The organism is Nocardia sp. NBC_00403, assembly GCF_036046055.1.
Taxonomy (GTDB): domain Bacteria; phylum Actinomycetota; class Actinomycetes; order Mycobacteriales; family Mycobacteriaceae; genus Nocardia.
In genome coordinates, this window is sequence record NZ_CP107939.1 from 8,014,713 (window position 1) to 8,032,313 (window position 17,601).

The following is a 17,601-nucleotide window of genomic DNA, read 5'->3' on the forward strand; positions in this document are numbered from 1 at the left end:
CTCACCGCCGGCCACCGACGCCACCGTCGCAGTAGCTAGTCTGGCCTGAAGACGCGGAGAGGCGGGAAAGCAACCATGTCTGCACTCGATGATGCCCGGCTCGTGCTGCTCCGGCACGGCGAAACCACCTGGTCGACCCAGCGCCGCCATACCGGGCGAACCGATCTGCCGCTCACCGAGCGCGGCGAAGAGCAGGCCGGCCGAGCCGGTCAGCTGCTGACCGAGCTGAAGCTGCGCGATCCGCTGGTGCGCACCAGCCCACGACAACGCGCCGTGCACACGGCCGCGCTGGCGGGGCTCACCGACACCGCTGTCGACGACGACCTGGCGGAATGGGATTACGGCAACTATGAGGGCCGCACCACCGCGGAAATCCGCGAAACCGTCCCGGGCTGGACCATCTGGACCGGTCCGGTGCCTGGCGGCGAGACCGCCGACCAGGTGCGTGCCAGGGCCGACCGGGTGCTGACCTCCGTCGAACCCACGCTGGCCGACCGCGATATCGTGCTGGTGGGGCACGGACACTTCTCCCGAGCACTGATCGCCCGCTGGACCGAGCTGGACCTCAGGGAGGGCCGCCGCTTCACCATGTCGACCGGGGCGATCACCGTCCTCGGTTACGAACACGACGTGCGAACCATCCTGGCGCACAACCTCGTTCCCGCACCGAACGGAGCAATCCTGTGACTCGATCCGGCAACGGCGTCATCCGCCGCGCGACGCCCGCCGACGTGCCTGGTCTCGTCGAACTGGTCTACGACCTAGCCGAGTACGAAAAGGCAAGGGATGAGTGCACATTGACCGCCGAGCAGCTGCACAACGCGCTCTTCGGCCCGGCGCCGGCACTGTTCGCACACGTGGTCGAGGAGGACACCGGACTGGTCGGCTGCGCCATCTGGTTCCTGAACTTCTCTACCTGGAAGGGTGCACACGGCATCTACCTGGAGGACCTGTACGTCAAACCGGAGACCCGCGGCAAGGGGTACGGCAAGGCGCTGCTGACCACGCTCGCCGAGGAAGCCGTCGCCAACGGCTACGGCAGGGTCGATTGGGCGGTACTGACCTGGAACACACCGTCCATCGATTTCTATAAGTCACTCGGCGCCGTCGGGCAGGACGAGTGGGTCGGCTACCGGCTCGAGGGCGAGGCCTTGGACGCACTCGGCCGCGGCGGCAAGTAGTCGCGCGGCGGGGCGAGAGCAAGGACCGACATGCGGGTGAGCGCCCCGGCCGAGTGGCCGACCACGGCAGACGAGGCAGTGGCGATACAGGACGAGCTTCGCCCGTCGGTTGTCACGAAAATCCTTGGTACAGCAAAGTTCCGGACTGTAGCCGGGCTGGACTCGGCTTATCGCGACAACGGAACCTTCGCCGCCGCTGTCGTCGTATTGGATAGCGCCACACTGGAACCCGTCGACACCGCGGTGGCACACGGCACCGTCACCTTTCCCTACGTGCCGGGCCTGCTCGCGTTCCGCGAGTTGCCGACCACCATCGCGGCACTCGAAAAGCTCGGCACCACACCAGATCTGCTGGTCTGCGACGGCCAGGGACTGGCCCATCCACGACAGTTCGGATTGGCCTGTCACGTCGGTGTGCTCACCGGACTGCCGACCATCGGAGTGGCCAAGTCGGCATGGGGCGACTACACCGCGCCAGGGCCCGAACGCGGCGTGGCCTCCGACATCACCATCGACGGGCAGATCGTCGGCCGCGTGCTGCGCACCAGGAGCGGGGTCAAGCCCGTCTTCGTATCGGTCGGCCATCTCATCGACCTCGACACGGCCTGCGCCCAGGTGCTGGCGCTCACCCCGCGCTACCGGCAACCCGAGACGACTCGGCAGGCCGATCGGCTCTGTCGGCAGGCGTTGCGCGCCGCCACCGGAGCCTGAGCAACACCACTGCTATCCGGTCCGCGGCCCGTCGGTATCGATGCCGTACTCCTGGGCCATCCACCGCGACGAGGGCGGCGCGAACAGCAGCACCAGCGCGGCGATCACCACGACGCCGAGCAGGACTCCGAAGACCGGCTGGTGCGAGTCGGTGAGCAACGACCAGGTGACCGGCAGCAACAACAGCTGAGCGATCACTGCGATCGCCCGGCCCCAGCGGTGGCCGAGCAGTAACCCGATGCCCGCGGCGAGCACGGCGCCGCCGAGGATGCCGAACCACGCCGCGGTGCCGTACCCGCTCGTCGCGCTCTGGTCATGCCCGAGCAGACCGCGCACCACCAGCACGATCGCCGCGATCACTGCGACGCCGCCCTCCAGTGTCACCAGTCCACCCGCACCGCGCACCGTGGTCGGCACACCGGAAAACTCGCCCTTGTCGGTCTCAGCCACGCGCCAAGCCTAAACGGCCGCCACCCGCGCCCGCCCGAACGCAAGGCTGTCGCCGGACCGCCTCCGTCAGCGCCCGATTAGGCTTCGAAGCGTGCGGACGTTGCTGATCGTGAATCCCAATGCCACCTCGACTACACCGGCGACACGGGATCTGCTGGCACACGCCCTGGAGAGCCGGACCCAGCTGACCGTTGCACATACCCAGCATCGCGGGCACGCGGCGGAATTGGCACAGTGGGCATCGACCAATGAGATGGATCTGATCGTGGTGCACGGCGGCGATGGGACGGTCAACGAAACCATCAACGGTTTCCTGCCATTGCCCCAGCTCAACGACGGTCAGGCCTGGCTGCCTCGGCTCGGCGTGATCCCCGGCGGCTCGGCGAATGTCTTCGCGCGGGCGCTCGGCATTTCGCCGGATCCGGTGACAGCGACCAACCAATTGATCGATCTGCTCACGCTCGACAGTGACCGCAAGATCGGTCTCGGCATCGCCGACGACCGCTGGTTCACCTTCAGCGCCGGAGTCGGACTCGACGCCGATGTGTGTGAGGCGATCGACGCCAGCCGTGCCAACGGTCGAGCGGCGACGTCCGGCCACTACGTCCGAACCACCGTGCGCCAATTCTTCCGCGCAAAAGGCAAGGAGCCGAGCGTCCGGATCGAGATCCCGGGACACGCACCGGTGGACGGTGTCCATTACGCATTCGTAACGAACGCCAGCCCATGGACCTACCTGAACTCCACGCCGGTGCACACCAACCCCGGCACCACCTTCGAGACGGGCCTCGGCGTGTTCGCCGTGCGGTCGATGGCGGTGGTCCCGACCCTCATGCTCGCGCGCCAGTTGCTGGCAACCAATGGAAACCCCAAGTCCCGCAACCTGTTTCGCGAGGACGATGTTCCGTCGGTGCGGATCGTCGCCGCGGAGCCCATCGGCCTGCAAATCGATGGCGACTTTATCGGAAAACGCAACATGGTGGATTTCACAGCTGTGCCCGACGTGCTCGCCGTCGTCGCTCCCCAGCCTTCCTGAGCACGAAACGCGCGAAAAACATCGCGTTTGCGCTGCGAAAACCGGGTAGAGCGAGTACAAAGGACCCGGCGGTTCCCCTAGGGGAACCTTGAGAGCGTGAGCTTCCCCACGGTGCACCGGATACCTATTGACATCTACGGTGTTCGTGAAAGCATTCACAAGCAACCGTGCGGAAACATTCGAGTCGCACAAGTGAACGATCCACAAACCGTAGGCGCCTTTTTGCGGCGCCCAGCAAAGGAGCAGAGGAATGGACTGGCGCCACAAGGCCATCTGTCGCGATGAGGACCCCGAGCTGTTCTTCCCGGTGGGTAACAGTGGTCCTGCGCTCGCGCAGATTGCCGATGCCAAGCTGGTCTGCGCTCGCTGCCCCGTTACCGCCGACTGCCTGTCCTGGGCCCTGAAGTCCGGGCAGGATGCCGGCGTGTGGGGTGGAATGAGCGAGGACGAGCGCCGCGCGCTCAAGCGTCGCAACGCGCGCACCCGCACCCGCACTGTCGTCTGATTCTCGAGACGACCGGCGCTACCGGGCCATTCAGCCCGGACCGGTAGCGCATTGAGCCCGGCACCTCCCGAGGTGCCGGGCTGTATTGTTTTTGCAGCGCCTGCGGCGCTGCGTGTTCGCGGCCCCCTTGGTCTCGCTTCCGAGCCGTCGAGACTCGCGCCTGCGGCGCATGCGCTTCGACGGCTCGGAAGCGAGACGGGCCGCGAACTCTAGTGCTCGGTCTCGCTGCGCTCGGAAGACATCATCGTGCCGAGCGGGGGCGTCGGTAGCTGAGCTTGCGACTTCGGTTCAGGCGCTTCGGCGGCGGTGGCGGTGGGATGCGCTGCGAACTCTGGTGCTCGGTCTCGCTTCGCTCGGAAGACATCATCGTGCCGAGCGGGGGCGGCAGTAGTTGAGCTTGCGACTTTGGAGGATGCGCTTCGGCGGCTGTGAGGGTGGGGCGGCCGCGAACTCTGGAGTCGGGTCTCGCACGAGACTGTCATCGTGCCGAGCGGATGTGTTGGTAGCTGATATCGCGACCTTGGTGGATGCGCTTCAACTGTTGCGTGGAGGTGGGGCGGGCCGCGAACTCTAGTGCTGGGTCTCGCTGCGCTCGGCAGGTGTCATGCGTGGCGAGTGGGTGTGTTGGTAGGGATTGTGGCGACCTGGTGGATGCGCTTGCGTCGATCGTGAGGTGGGTTGCGATTGGCGGATGTTGATCATGGGGCGATCGAAAGTTGTTGATTGTCAAGGGGATCGCCCGAGGTTGAGGCCACAGTCCTGGTCAGCGGCCTGAGCGGCGGCCTAACGGGACTCGCAGCACGGCGTCCGTGCCGACGTCGGCGCCGGGGTGCAGGCCGATCGAACCGCCCAGTTCGGCGGTGACCAGGGTGCGCACGATCTGCAGGCCGAGGCGGTCGGAGGATTCCAGGCTGAAGCCGGGCGGCAGGCCGCGGCCGTCGTCGCTGATGATCACATCCAGCCAGCGCGCCGACCGCTCGGAACGAATTGTCACCGAACCGTTCTCACCGGAATCGAAGGCGTGCTCGATGGCGTTCTGCACCAGCTCGGTCAGCACCATCACCAGCGGCGTCGCCCGCTCCGCGGAAAAGACACCGAGCGAGCCTGCCCTGCGCACCTTGATTCGCGCGGTGTGCACCGTGGCGACATCCGCCATGATCGGCAGCAGCCGGTCGACGACCTCGTCGAGATCGACCTCTTCATCCACCGACATCGACAGCATCTCGTGCACGGACGCGATCGAGGTGACCCTGCGCACCGACTCTGTCAGTGCGACCTGCGCTTCCTCGTTCTCGGTGCGACGCGCCTGCAGCCGCAGCAGCGCGGCCACGGTCTGCAGATTGTTCTTGACCCGGTGGTGGATCTCCCGGATGGTCGCGTCCTTGCTGAGTAATGCCCGGTCGCGGCGTTTGACCTCGGTGACGTCACGCACCAGCACCGCGGCACCGGCCAGCTCGCCGTGCGGGCGCAGCACCAGGGTGCGAAGCAGCACGGTCGCCCCGCGGGCCTCGACCTCCATCCGCCGCCCGGTCCGGCCGGCGAGCGCGGCCTGGATATCGCCGACCACCTCTTGCGCGTCGAACGGATCGGTGATCAGCGACCGTGTGGTGACAGCGAGATCCTGGCCTGCCAGATCCGCCTGCAAACCCATACGGTGATAGGCGGACAGCGCATTCGGGCTCGCGTAGACCACGATGCCTTCGGTGTCGAGCCGGATGAAACCGTCGCCCGCGCGCGGGCTGGAGTGCGTCGCGGCGCGATCCTCCGTGGTCGGGAAGGTGCCGTCGGCGATCATCTGGCACAGGTCGTCCGCGCAGGCCACATACGCGATCTCCAGGGTGCTGCGCACCCGGGAACGCTGCAGGTCGGTGTCGCGGCTCAGCACTGCGATCACATCGTCGCCGCAACGCACCGGGATGGCCTCACGAATGGCATGCACCGGGTGCGGGTGGTAGACCCCTTCGGCCTCGACGTCGCTGTCGGCGCGCACGATCTTGCCGGTCACCAATGCGTCGAACACCTGCGGATGTTCGGCCTGGAGGGCAAGCCCGCCCACCCGATCCTCCGGATGCACCGTGGGCGCCGTCGTCGGACGGCACTGCGCGACACAGACGATGTCCGCGCCATCGGTAATGGGACCCGCACCGACCCACAGGAGCAGATCGGCGAAGGAGAGATCGGCGAGCAGCTGCCAGTCCCCCACCACCCGCTGCAGATGATCTACCGCGACGCCGGGTAGATCGGTGTGCTCGGCGAGGAGCTCGCTCAGTGTCGCCATGTTCGGTCTGCCGCTTCGGTTCGCTCAGGAAATGACGGCGATCAGGTCGCCCTGCTGTAGGACCTGGCCGGGCGCGACGACGATCGAGGTGACTTCACCGTCGATCTCGGCGAGCACCGGGATCTCCATCTTCATGGACTCGAGCAGCACCAAGGTCTGGTCGAGTTCTACCTTGTCGCCGACGGTCACTTCGACGGTCAGCACTGTCGACACCATCTCCGCGCGCACTTCCTCAGCCATGACACCCCATTCACTCGTCGGCGCTGTATCCGCTGAAGGTACAGCCAACCACACATGAAACAATGGCCTTCAACAGAAGGGAGACTACCGATGGGTAAGCGTGGTCGTAAGAAGCGCAGCCGCAAGGGCAACGCAGCAAACCATGGCAAGAGGCCGAACGCCTGAGCCGTTCTGCTGACAGAACATGAGCGGCACGCTCCTCCAGGACGGAAGAGCGTGCCGCTCAGTCGTTTCGGGGGTCGCCCGCGATCAGGATTCGGTCGCCTGCGGCGATTCGACCTGGGCGATCGTCACCGATCGGCGGATCTCCACGGTCAGCCGGTCACGCAGCGAGTCCGGTGCGCGGTCGCCACCGCATTTGCGGCTCAGCAGACCCTTGACCTTCTCCTCGATGCCGTATGCCTCGATGCAGGGCGAGCAGTGATCCATGTGATGCTGCAACCGAGCTCGGGTCGCGGCGTCACATTCACCGTCGAGCATCAACCAGACATCGGCGAGCACCGCCGTGCAGTCGAGCTCCATATCGGGGTCGCGCTCCGTACTCACTGCTTGACCTCCTGGCGTTCCGCCTCGTTGCGGTTGAATCCACGTTCACGCGCCACGTCCGCGAGCAAACCCTTCAGCTGCTTGCGCCCGCGATGCAATCGGGACATCACCGTACCGATGGGGGTACCCATGATGTCGGCGATCTCCTTATACGGAAAACCCTCCACGTCGGCGTAGTACACCGCCATCCGGAATTCCTCCGGCAACTCCTGCAATGCAGCCTTGATGTCGTCGTCCGGCAGCGCGTCCAGCGCCTCGACCTCGGCCGAACGCAGACCCTGCGAGGTGTGCTCGGCGGTTGCCGCCAGCTGCCAGTCGGTGATCTCGTCGGTCGGGTATTGCGCGGGCTGACGCTGCTTCTTGCGGTAGGAGTTGATGTAAGTGTTGGTCAGGATCCGGTACAGCCAGGCGCGCAGGTTGGTGCCCTCCTTGAAGGACTTGAATCCCTGGAATGCCTTGACGTAGGTCTCCTGAACCAGATCCTCGGCGTCGGCCGGATTCCTGGTCATGCGCAGCGCGGCACCGTACAGCTGGTCGAGCATCGGGAGCGCGTCCCGCTCGAACCGCTGCGCCAGCGCGGTTTCGTCGACCGCGGCGCCGACCTCACCGTCGGTCACCACATCGTCGTCGCTCGTCACACGTGTCCCTTCGATCGCCGTACCTGCCAAATCTACCGGCAGTAGCATTTCGAACGGGAACCGGTCATTCGTCGGCGACACCTCGGTCCATACCGGACGTTCCTCGATCAGAACGGGCACCCGACTTCTCCTTCGCGTCGTGCACAAGGCTGCTTGTGTATTTGCGTCAACAGACTCGGCCCCGACTGTGTTCCCACGGCAACGTCACGGCATCGAAAAGCCGTTGTCAGCCTGTGCCGTCACGCAACTAAGGTGTCCGGCATGGCAGGAGCCTCCACCCCGGCGATCCGCACCTTGACCAAGGCCGGAGTCGCCCACCATGTGCACGCCTACCCCCACGACCCGCGCGCCGATTCCTACGGCAGCGAAGCGGTCGACGCGCTGGCCGGCGAACTCGGCCTCGACGCCGCGCAGATCTTCAAGACCCTGGTGCTCGAGCTGTCGACGGGAACATTGGCCGTCGCGGTGCTTCCGGTGCCGAATACGTTGTCGCTCAAGGCAGCTGCCGCGGCGCTCGGCGCACCGAAGGCAGCGATGGCAGACAAAGCGAAGGCCGAACGGGTCACCGGTTACGTGCTCGGCGGCATCTCACCGCTCGGACAGCGCAAGCCGCTGCCCACCGTGGTGGACGCCTCCGCGCTGACCTGGGATCGGGTGTTGTGCAGCGCGGGGCGACGGGGGCTGGAGATCGAGGTCGCGCCCGGCGATCTGGTTCGGCTGACCAACGCGGTCACCGCGCCGGTCACATCGGTGTAATCGACGCGGATTCCGTGCCACCTGTGCGTTACTGGACAGACCCAGATTCGTCCGACCCGAGGATGTGATGCGAAATGTCTCTGCGCACCATGATCGTCTCCCTGTTCGGTGCGCTGGTCCTAGCCTTTGGTTCGGTGGCGCTACAAGCTCCAGCGGCCGCGGCTGCCCCCAACAGTCCCTCGGTGACTCAGATCGCCGACTTCCCGTTCGACGGGCTCGGCGCCGACGACGCACCGAGCAAAGGGAGCACCCAGACGAAGGATGAAAAGGCCGATAAGGCCGAGAAACTCGGTGGTGGAGTAACCACCAAGATCATCGACCTGATCACCGGCATCATCAAGTGCGGGCTGAATATTGTGACGGCCAGCGTCAAGTGCCAGCTCTGAATCACCGCTAGCGACACCGACAGGCCGGGCGATCACAACAGGCTGATCTGCCCGGCCTGCTCGATGTCCGCCGCCGCGCCCGATACCCGGGCCAGCAGTTCCGGACCGTTGTTGCGCACGCTGTTGACCAGATCCGGCACCGGCCGTGCCACGATGCCGGACACGGCGTCGACACTGGGGGTCTCCAGCAGGGTGGCGGGCGCGGGATGGTCCGGATCGAGCCAGGCGCCCCAGTGCTCCTTCGGCATCGGCAACGGCATCCGATCGTGGATGTGCGTCAGATCGCCCACCGCGTCCGTGGTCAGAATCGTGCACGACAACAGCGGCTCGCTCGCCGGCTGCGTTCGATCGCGCCACACCGACCACAGACCGGCCATGTACAACCGGGAACCGTCGGCGGCCGACATGTAGAACGGATGCTTGGCCACCTTCCCCTTGGCCCCGGCGAGCGCGTCGGGCTCGACGGCCCATTCGTACCAGCCGTCCATCGGCACCAGGCAGCGCCGGTACTTCACCGCATCGCGGAACGACGCGGTAGTGGCGGCCTTGTCGGCGCGGGCATTGAACAGCGGCTTGCCCTTCACCGGCACACCAGGCTCGGCGGCTTTGGTCCACGTCGGGATGAGGCCCCAGCGCATTCGCCGAATCCGCAGCCGCGGATCGTCGTCTTTGGTTCCGTGCTCGTGGCGCTCGACGACCGTCAGCACCTGGGTGGTCGGCGCGACGTTGTAGTTGGTGAAGCCACCGGTCCGCGCGTCGACGCCGGTGTCGGTCTCATCGATGGCGTCCAGCTCGACGGCAAGCCGGCCGGGATCGGTGGTCGTCGCATATCGTCCGCACATATGTCGATACTCCCACCGAGGGCCGACAGAGTCGGGAACAATTGAAGGTAGTAGGTGACCTCGTGAGAGTTCTGACATAGCATTCTCTCAAGGAATGGGCGGTAACTTACATCGCCCGTTCCGGCACGCGCACCGACCGCCACGTCCGGCCGCCGTTACCGGCAAGAGGAGAAACCCACCGTGACCACCATCGAGACCACCCCGGCCGCGCCAGACACGGCGCTGACGTCGGTCGACCCTGCCACGGGCGAGGTCATCGCCACGCACACCGTCGCCGATGAAGACGCGGTGCACGCGGCAGTGGCCAAGGCTCGCACCGCCGCCGCGACCTGGGGGACGCTGAGCTTCGACGAGCGCCGCAAGCACCTGCTGCGCTGGTCGACCCAGCTGGTCACGAGTTCCGACGAGTTCTGCGCGCTGATCCACCAGGAGAACGGCAAGCCGCTCGACGACGCTTTCCTGGAGCTGATGCTCGCACTCGAGCACATCGCCTGGGCAGCGAAGAACGCCAAGAAGATCCTCTCGCCGAAGAAAGTCTTCCCGGGCGTGCTGATGTCGAACTTCTCCGCCCGCCTCGAGCAGCGCCCGCTGGGCGTTGTCGGCGTGATCGGCCCATGGAACTACCCCGTCTACACTCCCAACGGCTCCATCGCCTACGCGCTCGCCGCGGGCAATACCGTGGTGTTCAAGCCGAGCGAATTCTCCACCAGCATCGGCAATTTCCTCTCCGTGGCGTTCAAGAAGGCCAATCCGGAACTGCCGGAAGGCGTTTTCGAGACCATCAACGGTTTCGGCGCCACCGGCGCGGCGCTGGTCAAGTCCGGCGTGGACAAGCTCGCGTTCACCGGCTCCACCGCCACCGGCAAGCGCATCATGGCCGCGGCAGCGGACTCGCTGACCCCGGTGCTGCTGGAATGCGGCGGCAAGGACGCGGTGATCGTCGCGGGTGACGCCGACATCAAGGCCGCCGCCGACGCGGTCGCCTGGGGCGCCACCGCCAACAGCGGCCAGACCTGCGCGGGCGTGGAGCGCGTGTACGTGGATCGTTCGGTGCGCGACGCGTTCGTCACCGAGGTGAAGCGCATTCTGACCGACATCAAGCCCGGATCCGGTGCCGGTGCCGCCTACGGCCCGATGACCATGCCGAGCCAGGTCGACATCGTGCGCCGTCATATCGAGGACGCGCTGAAGAACGGTGGCACCGCGGTCCTCGGTGGGCCGGAATCGGTCAAGGCGCCGTTCATCGAGCCGGTGGTGCTCGTCGATGTGGACGAGAACTCCGAAGCGGTGTGCGAGGAGACCTTCGGCCCGACCATCACCATCCGCACCGTGGACGACGTGGACGAGGCGGTCGAACTGGCCAACAAGTCCAAGTACGGCCTGTCCTCTGCGGTGTACTCCAAGAAGAACGGCCTGGAGATCGCCCGCAGGCTGCGCGTCGGCGCCACCTCGGTCAACTCCGTGCTCGCCTTCGCCGCCATCGCAGGCCTGCCCTTCGGCGGCGTCGGCGATTCCGGCATCGGCCGCATCCACGGCGAGCCCGGCCTGCGCGAATTCTCCCGCCCGCACTCGATCGCCGTGCAGCGCTTCGCCATCCCCGGCATGGCGCTACTGAGCTACTCGCGCACCGACTCCACCATGAAGCTGCTGCGCAAACTCGTCCCACTCCTCCACGGCCGCCACAAGTAGCACCCGGACGGATCGGGGCGAGGTGCACGCCTGGGCAACACCTCGCCCCGATCTCGTGTCGAGAGGAACCCACAAACACCACACCCGGGTTGAATCCCTACAGCGCCACCACAATCGATCCGCACGCCAGTAGCCGACGCTACGTCCCTCGAGTTGAGTCCCTACGACGCCACTACAGCCAGTCCCGACACCGGAAGCGAACACCACACCCTCGAAGGTGGATCTCTATAACGCCACCACAGCCAGTCCGCACGCCGGAAGCTGTGTGCCTGCCTACTCAGGTTGCGGAAGAGAAAGCCGGGTACGGCACACGACGTGCCCGGCACTGCCCTGATAACCACCCCAACGCAACGTGCGCACCCGAACCGGACCCGAGCGGGGTGCGTTGCGGGAACGAACCCACCACGATGCCGTCCCGGAAAGGTGTGCCTGCCCGGGGTTTACCGGGCAGTGCTGGGCCCGTCGGGTGCCGTCCCCGGCTTACCTCCCGCAGCCAGGTGCGCGGTGTCGAGTTCCGGCATGGTCATCTGGCTGTGGTGCCGTTCTCGAGAACCCATTCTCGAACGAGCGTAGTGAAATGGTGGTTGGGGGTGGGCTTGGGTTCAAGGGGTGGATGCAACACCCACCCCTTGAACCCAAGCCCGGCGGGGGTGTGGTGGGTGGCACTGTGACGCCACGCCCGGCGGCTGAGTCAGAAGGCCCGGGGGCGCGCACGTCAGGGTGCGTGGTGTCGGGGTTCCTGCGTGGTCATCTGGCTGTGGTTACGTCCCGAGCAGCTGCCCGAAAGGCACTGCCCCTGTGTCAGCACCGTGCGGGGTCGCCGAGGGTAGTGAAATGGCGGTTGGGGATAGGGGTGGGGACCGCCATTTCACTACGCTCGATGGCGGATTGGGGTGCTGCGCGTCCACAGCGCTGTAGGTGGTGCGATCAGATACCGCACCGCCCGCGTGTCCGACTGCGCGATGGGCGAAGATGGAACAGTGAGTTTCTGGCCAGCGCCCCATGTCGATGTCCCTGTGCACGCGACCGTGACCTTGCCCGGATCTAAATCCATCACCAACCGGGCCCTGATCCTGGCCGCCCTTGCCGATGGCCCTTCGACGATCTCCGGCGCGCTGCGCAGTCGCGATACCAATCTGATGATCGGTGCGTTGCGCGCCATGGGCGTGGGCATCGAGGGTGACGGCGACACGCTCACCGTCACGCCGGCTCCGCTGGGCGGCGGCACTGTCGACTGTGGGCTGGCGGGCACCGTGATGCGGTTCCTGCCGCCGGTGGCGGCGCTGGCGAGCGGCGACGTGGCATTCGACGGCGATGAGCAGGCGCGGGTCAGACCGCTCGGCACCATCTTGGACGCACTGCGCAGGCTCGGCGCCGATATCGATGGCAGTGCGATGCCGTTCACCGTGCACGGCAAGGGCGCGTTGCGTGGCGGCAAGGTCACCATCGACGCGTCGGGGTCCTCCCAGTTCGTGTCGGGACTGCTGTTGTCGGCAGCCCGATTCGACGAGGGCGTGATCGTGCACCACGACGGCAAGGCGCTGCCCTCGATGCCACATATCGAGATGACCGTGGAGATGCTGCGGCGGGCCGATGTCGCCGTTGAGGCGCCCGCGGATAGCCGCAAGGCCCAGACCTGGACCGTCGCGCCGGGGCCGATCCGCGCGGTGGATTGGGATATCGAGCCCGATCTGTCCAATGCCACACCGTTCCTGGCCGCCGCTGCGATCACCGGCGGCGAGGTGCGCATTCCACATTGGCCGCGGATCACCACCCAGCCCGGCGATGTGATCCGGGAAATCCTGGTGCGCATGGGCGCCGAGACGAGCCGCTTCGACGGCGTGCTCACCGTGCGCGGCCCGGAGCGCCTGGCGGGCATCGACATCGACCTGCACGACGTCGGCGAGCTGACCCCCACCGTGGCAGCCCTTGCCGCACTGGCGGATTCGCCGTCCCGGCTGCGCGGTATCGCGCATCTGCGCGGCCATGAGACCGACCGCCTCGCGGCACTTTCCACCGAGATCAACCGGCTCGGCGGCAATGTCACCGAGACCGAGGACGGGCTGGAGATCATCCCGGCCCCGCTGCACGGTGGCATCTGGCACTCCTACGCCGATCACCGAATGGCAACGGCGGGTGCGATTCTCGGACTTCGGGTGCCTGGTATCGAGATCGAGGACATCGGCACGACAGCCAAGACGCTGCCCGGTTTCGTCGCGCTGTGGGAGCAGATGCTCGATCCGACACTCTCGAACCAGGGAGCGGCACACTGAGGCGTCGCGAGTACGACGAATCCGATGTCCGGGTGCGCCCGGGCAAAAGTTCTCGTCCCCGCACGAAAACCCGTCCACAGCACAATGATGCGGAATCCGCGATGGTTGTCGCGGTGGACCGCGGCCGCTGGGGTTGCGTGCTCGGCGGCGACCCGGATCGACCGATCGTCGCGATGCGGGCACGTGAACTCGGCCGCACCCCGATCGTGGTCGGCGATCAGGTGGACGTGGTCGGTGATCTGTCCGGTAGGCCCGACACCCTCGCCCGCATCGTCCGTGTTTCCGAACGCCGAACAGTATTGCGCCGCACCGCCGATGACACCGACCCCTTCGAACGGATCGTGGTAGGCAATGCCGAACAGCTGTTCATCGTGGTCGCGCTCGCCGACCCGCCGCCGCGCACCGGTTTCGTCGAGCGCGCCATGGTCGCCGCGTATGCCGGTGGGCTGCAACCCATCCTGTGTCTGACCAAACACGACCTGGCCGCCGAATCCGAATTCGCCGCCGCCTTCGACGATCTCGACCTCACCATCGTCTACGGCGGCATCGATGATCCACTCGGCCCGATCAACGAACTACTCGACGGCAACCTCACCGCGCTCATCGGCCATTCCGGCGTCGGCAAGTCCACATTGGTGAATCGCCTTGTCCCCGACGCGGATCGGGCCGTCGGTATCGTCTCCGGCGTCGGCAAGGGCCGCCACACCTCCACCCAATCCGTCGCGCTGCCCCTGCCCGCGGGCGGCTGGGTCATCGATACCCCGGGGGTTCGCTCCTTCGGCCTCGCCCATATCACCCCCGACGACGTCATCTCCGCCTTCACCGACCTGGCGACCGCCATCGACGATTGCCCGCGCGGCTGCACCCACCTCGGCCCGCCCACCGACCCCGAATGCGCACTCGACCAACTGCCGGGCAAGGAACGCCGAGTGGCCGCGATCCGCCTGCTGCTCGTCGCCTTGAACTCCAACGACTCCTGGAAACTCGACCGCGGCGAGTAGGGCTATGGCTGCGGCGCGTGCGCAGCGCCCGCGGCGACGACGCGTACCGCTTCGGCGGTCCACGCGACGTTGCGAGGGATCACCACGATGTGCTCGGCTCCGAAGCCGGCCAGGTCGGTGCATCGGCGCGCGAATTCGGCGGCCGACTCCCCTGGCGCCAGCGCCGTGGTAACAGTCTTCTCGATGTCGCCGTAGGGCCTGCCGGTCTCGGCGCAGTGCTCGGCGAGCACGGCGAGCTTGTGCCGCAGCATCTTTCCGCCGTCGGGGATGTCGAACAGATTGCAGGCATCGGCGTATCGCGCTACCAACCGGAGCGTCCGACGCTCCCCGGCGCCGCCGACGAGGATGGGCGGGTGTGGGCGGCGAAGCGGGTTCGGGCTGTTCACCGGATGCTCCAGCCGGTAGTGGACACCAACGAACGGCGACGTGTCACCTGCCCACATTTGACGCGCCAGCCGCAGCGTCTCCTCCAGCCGCTCGAAGCGTTCGGAGACCGACGGCAACGACAACCCCATCGCGAGTGCTTCATCCTGTTGGTAGCCCGCGCCGATCCCGAACCGGGCGCGACCACCGGTCAGCACATCGAGGGTGCTGACCGCTTTGACCGTCACGCTGGGCGGACGAAAGTGCACTGCCGTGACCAAGGTGCCCAAGCGCACCCGTTCCGTTTGTGCCGCAAGGAATCCCAGTGTGGTGCATGCCTCGAGCATGGCATCGTCGATCGCGCTCATCGGATCGGCGGGAAGCAGATGGTCGGGCACCCAAAGGGTATCGATGCCCGCCTCATCGGCGACCTGTGCGATGCGCGTCAGATAGTCGCGCAGCTGCGGCGGACCGCCCGGCACGATGAAATTCGTCACGCTGATACTGACCCGCATCGTGGTAGTCCTCAGCTCGCGGGCGGCTGGAACGGCATCGCGCCGATCGGGGACAGATGCATGCCGGCCAGCGCCCACCGCGCACCGTCGTGGGTGTATATGTGCGTGGCACGGAACGAGCCGTCGGCCGACGTGCCCTGGAACTCGGCTTCCTGCGTGTGCACACCGACTGCCACGGCAGTGGTGCCGTACTCGCGCACGGTGACGTCATGCCAGATCAGCGTCTTGGTGACGAGTCCGCCGACGCGATAGCGAGCCAGCCACTGCCGCTTGTCGAGGACGAAGCCCAGCGGTCCGACCAGCGTGAAGTCGGCAGTGGCGATGAGGTCGAGCTCGGCGATGTCGGCACGCTGTTCGGCCGCGGCCCAGCGAGCGCCCAGTTCCTGGATTTCATCGATGGTCGTCATGGTTGCGCGTCTCCCTACTGATCCATTAAGTTGCTGCAACTGTAAAAATACAGTAACAGTACGTCACGTCGCTTGCTGGGCAGGATATTGTTGTGCGCCATGACCTCCTCGGGCTCGCCGAGAACCCCGCGCTACCAACCGAACTGGTCGATCGGCCCATCGCGGCTGCAGACACCGACCTCGCCGAGGTTCTGGCCCGCCGCCCGGACTTGATCGGCACGCAGGTGGCCGCGCTCGCGCGTTTCGAGGGGGCCGCGGTACGGCTCGCTCGCGATGGGCGACTCGCCGCCGAAGATGTTGATCCGCTGGCCCAACCGCGCGTCACGCTCGAAGCGGGCTCCGGCAGGCCGGAGTGGACACGGCTACTCGCAGCCGATCCGTTGGTGGACAACCGGGAGAAGTTGGCGGCCTGTCCAGGTCTGCCGCGCGATGTGACGCAGACGCTGGCCTCGGACCCTGACGTCAGGGTCGTCGCGGAGCTTGCACCGTGGTTGGGCGATGATCTGGCCTACGACGCATGGAACCCAGGCCACGGCTCACTGCGTGCCCCACGCGGTACATGAGCGGGTCGGGTGTCACCGCGGAAATGCTGCAGGCAGCCTTGCACCTCGCCGACGCGATTGGCGAAGCCGCCCAGGGAATCAGCAAGGCACACCATAAAGCTTCGCACCAGATACGGGACGGCCTCAATCGGATCACACACACTGACGTGCAGACCGCAGCCAAGTTCGACAAGTTCGGTCCGGCTGCGCACACGAATCAGCGGCTCGCCGGTGGCGACGATCACTCGCGATCAGCTACGCCGTTTCAGCGCCCCACCTCTCCTGCAGTGAAAGGCCCCATCGGCCACATGTCGGCAGAAGAAGTCGAGGAGCTGCTGAAAGATTTGGGACCACCAGCGGAATGGCCCAAAAGAGTAGAAGCGGACCTACGCATATTTCAAAAGGTCGAAGAAATCAGGGGCGCGAAAGTCAACGAGGACTGGCTGCCCCTGCTGCGGAGACGCCTCGAAGAGGGACCAACCGAAAATCCGGAAGACGACGATGTGATGATCGACTTCTACCACGGAACCAACAAAGCGGCGGAAGGGTATATCCGCACCGGCGGTGTGGATACGCGATATCCCAGACACTTCTGCGATGCCGGCCAGGGATTTTACACCAGCGACGACCCGCTGTTCGTGAAAATGGTGGCGTCGAGACACCCCAACCCGGCCGTCTTGCATTACAAAATAAAACTGGGCGATCTGGCCAAGCTGAAGGTTAAAATTTTGGATCCGGAGAGTCCCGAGTTGTTGGATTTTGCGCTTCCTCGCATGTTCAATGATCCCGAAACACCGTTCGACGTGGTCATCCTACCGAATATCGTCAATAGAGGGGCAGTCGCATTCGAGAATGCGGTTCCGATATATGCCGGCCGCCAGGTCGTATTCTGCAACGACACCGGCGGAATGCTCGATGCCGGACTTCAACCGGCCCCGGCCGGCCACACCTCCCTGGCGGAATCCGCCATGTCGACAACTCCTCGGGAGGAACCCGGTGACGCTCACGTCAGCAGTGTGCCAGCCCTCTTCGGAGAAGAACCCTCCGACCGCATTTCACACACGGGAACTGACCCGAATGCTCCTGCGGTGTCGGAGGGGTTGCCACGAAGTTCTGCCGACTCCGCCGGCCAGCCTGACTCCTGATCCACCCGAGGCGCAGCCAAGGTAAGCCCGAAAGCCGCCATAGCGTGAGTTTCACTGGTAAGGATTCAGTTTCGGCGGCGGGGGCTGTATAGCGTCT

At 65.9% G+C, this 17,601-nt stretch carries 21 protein-coding genes; 13 read left to right on the forward strand and 8 right to left on the reverse strand.

All coding sequences use genetic code 11. From position 1 onward, the window contains the following. Positions 1 to 75 precede the first annotated feature (75 nt). From OHQ90_RS36005 to OHQ90_RS36015, 3 genes are read left to right on the forward strand one after another with little or no spacing between them, the layout of a single operon-like run. Entirely contained in the window at positions 76 to 687 is a 612-nt protein-coding gene (locus OHQ90_RS36005; RefSeq protein WP_328405303.1) for an acid phosphatase, read from the forward strand. Further along, positions 684 to 1,181: a GNAT family N-acetyltransferase gene (locus tag OHQ90_RS36010; RefSeq protein ID WP_328405305.1), complete on the forward strand. Its 498-nt coding sequence runs from the start codon at positions 684 to 686 to the stop codon at positions 1,179 to 1,181. Before OHQ90_RS36005 ends, OHQ90_RS36010 begins: the two co-directional genes overlap by 4 nt. 30 nt (positions 1,182 to 1,211) lie before the next feature. After that, complete coding sequence (locus tag OHQ90_RS36015) at positions 1,212 to 1,892, forward strand: endonuclease V (RefSeq protein WP_328405307.1); 681 nt, start codon at positions 1,212 to 1,214, stop codon at positions 1,890 to 1,892. Between the two features lie 12 nt (positions 1,893 to 1,904). On the opposite strand, the gene OHQ90_RS36020 is transcribed toward OHQ90_RS36015, so the two are convergent. Continuing rightward, positions 1,905 to 2,342, reverse strand: a complete 438-nt coding sequence (locus OHQ90_RS36020; RefSeq protein ID WP_328405309.1) for a hypothetical protein — start codon at positions 2,340 to 2,342, stop codon at positions 1,905 to 1,907. Positions 2,343 to 2,433: 91 nt separating this feature from the next. Here OHQ90_RS36020 and OHQ90_RS36025 point away from each other — a divergent pair, with 91 nt between their 5' ends. After that, complete coding sequence (locus tag OHQ90_RS36025) at positions 2,434 to 3,378, forward strand: diacylglycerol/lipid kinase family protein (protein WP_328405311.1); 945 nt, start codon at positions 2,434 to 2,436, stop codon at positions 3,376 to 3,378. Positions 3,379 to 3,628: 250 nt separating this feature from the next. Continuing rightward, positions 3,629 to 3,883 (forward strand): WhiB family transcriptional regulator, encoded by a 255-nt coding sequence (locus OHQ90_RS36030; RefSeq protein ID WP_011211115.1) that lies wholly within the window; start codon positions 3,629 to 3,631, stop codon positions 3,881 to 3,883. Between the two features lie 763 nt (positions 3,884 to 4,646). Here OHQ90_RS36030 and OHQ90_RS36035 read toward each other — a convergent pair. Together OHQ90_RS36035 and OHQ90_RS36040 are read right to left on the reverse strand one after the other, a co-directional pair. Continuing rightward, a complete protein-coding gene (locus tag OHQ90_RS36035; protein WP_328405314.1) occupies positions 4,647 to 6,161 on the reverse strand; it encodes a sensor histidine kinase in 1,515 nt (504 codons plus the stop codon). A gap of 24 nt (positions 6,162 to 6,185) precedes the next feature. Next, positions 6,186 to 6,401, reverse strand: a complete 216-nt coding sequence (locus OHQ90_RS36040; RefSeq protein ID WP_328405319.1) for a biotin/lipoyl-binding carrier protein — start codon at positions 6,399 to 6,401, stop codon at positions 6,186 to 6,188. A 90-nt stretch (positions 6,402 to 6,491) separates the two neighbouring features. On the opposite strand from OHQ90_RS36040, the gene OHQ90_RS39680 reads away from it, so the two are divergent. Then, positions 6,492 to 6,566 carry a 50S ribosomal protein bL37 gene (locus OHQ90_RS39680; protein ID WP_022597109.1) on the forward strand — a complete coding sequence of 25 codons (75 nt, stop codon included), beginning with the start codon at positions 6,492 to 6,494 and terminating at the stop codon, positions 6,564 to 6,566. Between the two features lie 84 nt (positions 6,567 to 6,650). Here OHQ90_RS39680 and rsrA read toward each other — a convergent pair whose 3' ends face one another. Both rsrA and OHQ90_RS36050 read right to left on the reverse strand, forming a co-directional pair. After that, positions 6,651 to 6,923, reverse strand: a complete 273-nt coding sequence (gene rsrA / locus OHQ90_RS36045) for a mycothiol system anti-sigma-R factor (protein WP_328413339.1) — start codon at positions 6,921 to 6,923, stop codon at positions 6,651 to 6,653. Between the two features lie 20 nt (positions 6,924 to 6,943). Next, positions 6,944 to 7,489 (reverse strand): sigma-70 family RNA polymerase sigma factor, encoded by a 546-nt coding sequence (locus OHQ90_RS36050; RefSeq protein ID WP_442941520.1) that lies wholly within the window; start codon positions 7,487 to 7,489, stop codon positions 6,944 to 6,946. Between the two features lie 357 nt (positions 7,490 to 7,846). Between OHQ90_RS36050 and ybaK the strand changes: the two genes are divergently transcribed. Both ybaK and OHQ90_RS36060 read left to right on the forward strand, forming a co-directional pair. Then, complete coding sequence (ybaK, locus tag OHQ90_RS36055) at positions 7,847 to 8,341, forward strand: Cys-tRNA(Pro) deacylase (protein WP_328405321.1); 495 nt, start codon at positions 7,847 to 7,849, stop codon at positions 8,339 to 8,341. Positions 8,342 to 8,415: 74 nt separating this feature from the next. After that, positions 8,416 to 8,727: a hypothetical protein gene (locus tag OHQ90_RS36060; protein ID WP_328405322.1), complete on the forward strand. Its 312-nt coding sequence runs from the start codon at positions 8,416 to 8,418 to the stop codon at positions 8,725 to 8,727. Between the two features lie 32 nt (positions 8,728 to 8,759). Here the strand turns inward: OHQ90_RS36060 and OHQ90_RS36065 are convergent, their stop codons facing one another. Continuing rightward, positions 8,760 to 9,569, reverse strand: coding sequence for an SOS response-associated peptidase (locus OHQ90_RS36065; protein ID WP_328405323.1), 810 nt, complete (start codon positions 9,567 to 9,569; stop codon positions 8,760 to 8,762). Positions 9,570 to 9,758: 189 nt separating this feature from the next. Here OHQ90_RS36065 and OHQ90_RS36070 point away from each other — a divergent pair, with 189 nt between their 5' ends. From OHQ90_RS36070 to rsgA, 3 genes are all read left to right on the forward strand, one after another. Beyond that, positions 9,759 to 11,258 (forward strand): aldehyde dehydrogenase family protein, encoded by a 1,500-nt coding sequence (locus OHQ90_RS36070; RefSeq protein ID WP_442941521.1) that lies wholly within the window; start codon positions 9,759 to 9,761, stop codon positions 11,256 to 11,258. Between the two features lie 962 nt (positions 11,259 to 12,220). Beyond that, a complete protein-coding gene (gene aroA, locus OHQ90_RS36075; RefSeq protein ID WP_328405327.1) occupies positions 12,221 to 13,531 on the forward strand; it encodes a 3-phosphoshikimate 1-carboxyvinyltransferase in 1,311 nt (436 codons plus the stop codon). Then, positions 13,480 to 14,532 carry a ribosome small subunit-dependent GTPase A gene (gene rsgA, locus OHQ90_RS36080; RefSeq protein WP_442941256.1) on the forward strand — a complete coding sequence of 351 codons (1,053 nt, stop codon included), beginning with the start codon at positions 13,480 to 13,482 and terminating at the stop codon, positions 14,530 to 14,532. The genes aroA and rsgA overlap by 52 nt, the downstream gene beginning before the upstream one ends. 2 nt (positions 14,533 to 14,534) lie before the next feature. Here rsgA and OHQ90_RS36085 read toward each other — a convergent pair whose 3' ends face one another. Continuing rightward, on the reverse strand, positions 14,535 to 15,410 hold the full coding sequence (locus tag OHQ90_RS36085) for an LLM class F420-dependent oxidoreductase (protein WP_328405330.1): 876 nt from the start codon (positions 15,408 to 15,410) through the stop codon (positions 14,535 to 14,537). Positions 15,411 to 15,421: 11 nt separating this feature from the next. Further along, positions 15,422 to 15,817: a nuclear transport factor 2 family protein gene (locus OHQ90_RS36090; RefSeq protein ID WP_328405332.1), complete on the reverse strand. Its 396-nt coding sequence runs from the start codon at positions 15,815 to 15,817 to the stop codon at positions 15,422 to 15,424. A 92-nt stretch (positions 15,818 to 15,909) separates the two neighbouring features. Here OHQ90_RS36090 and OHQ90_RS36095 point away from each other — a divergent pair, with 92 nt between their 5' ends. Both OHQ90_RS36095 and OHQ90_RS36100 read left to right on the forward strand, forming a co-directional pair. After that, positions 15,910 to 16,380, forward strand: a complete 471-nt coding sequence (locus OHQ90_RS36095; RefSeq protein WP_328405334.1) for a hypothetical protein — start codon at positions 15,910 to 15,912, stop codon at positions 16,378 to 16,380. 23 nt (positions 16,381 to 16,403) lie between these two features. Further along, the gene (locus OHQ90_RS36100) at positions 16,404 to 17,504 is read left to right on the forward strand and encodes a hypothetical protein (protein ID WP_328405336.1); all 1,101 of its coding nucleotides are present in this window, start codon (positions 16,404 to 16,406) and stop codon (positions 17,502 to 17,504) included. The last annotated feature ends 97 nt before the right edge of the window (positions 17,505 to 17,601 follow it).

What these genes read in the sequence shown, in the direction of transcription:
- OHQ90_RS36090 (WP_328405332.1), bottom strand. Translation starts at nt 15,817, where the DNA reads ATGACGACCATCGATGAAATCCAGGAACTGGGCGCTCGCTGGGCCGCG.
- ybaK (WP_328405321.1), top strand. Translation starts at nt 7,847, where the DNA reads ATGGCAGGAGCCTCCACCCCGGCGATCCGCACCTTGACCAAGGCCGGA.
- OHQ90_RS36060 (WP_328405322.1), top strand. Translation starts at nt 8,416, where the DNA reads ATGTCTCTGCGCACCATGATCGTCTCCCTGTTCGGTGCGCTGGTCCTA.
- OHQ90_RS36005 (WP_328405303.1), top strand. Translation starts at nt 76, where the DNA reads ATGTCTGCACTCGATGATGCCCGGCTCGTGCTGCTCCGGCACGGCGAA.
- aroA (WP_328405327.1), top strand. Translation starts at nt 12,221, where the DNA reads ATGGGCGAAGATGGAACAGTGAGTTTCTGGCCAGCGCCCCATGTCGAT.
- OHQ90_RS36040 (WP_328405319.1), bottom strand. Translation starts at nt 6,401, where the DNA reads ATGGCTGAGGAAGTGCGCGCGGAGATGGTGTCGACAGTGCTGACCGTC.
- OHQ90_RS36035 (WP_328405314.1), bottom strand. Translation starts at nt 6,161, where the DNA reads ATGGCGACACTGAGCGAGCTCCTCGCCGAGCACACCGATCTACCCGGC.
- OHQ90_RS36015 (WP_328405307.1), top strand. Translation starts at nt 1,212, where the DNA reads ATGCGGGTGAGCGCCCCGGCCGAGTGGCCGACCACGGCAGACGAGGCA.
- OHQ90_RS36050 (WP_442941520.1), bottom strand. Translation starts at nt 7,489, where the DNA reads ATGCTCGACCAGCTGTACGGTGCCGCGCTGCGCATGACCAGGAATCCG.
- OHQ90_RS36030 (WP_011211115.1), top strand. Translation starts at nt 3,629, where the DNA reads ATGGACTGGCGCCACAAGGCCATCTGTCGCGATGAGGACCCCGAGCTG.
- OHQ90_RS36085 (WP_328405330.1), bottom strand. Translation starts at nt 15,410, where the DNA reads ATGCGGGTCAGTATCAGCGTGACGAATTTCATCGTGCCGGGCGGTCCG.
- OHQ90_RS36065 (WP_328405323.1), bottom strand. Translation starts at nt 9,569, where the DNA reads ATGTGCGGACGATATGCGACGACCACCGATCCCGGCCGGCTTGCCGTC.
- rsrA (WP_328413339.1), bottom strand. Translation starts at nt 6,923, where the DNA reads ATGGAGCTCGACTGCACGGCGGTGCTCGCCGATGTCTGGTTGATGCTC.
- OHQ90_RS36100 (WP_328405336.1), top strand. Translation starts at nt 16,404, where the DNA reads ATGCTGCAGGCAGCCTTGCACCTCGCCGACGCGATTGGCGAAGCCGCC.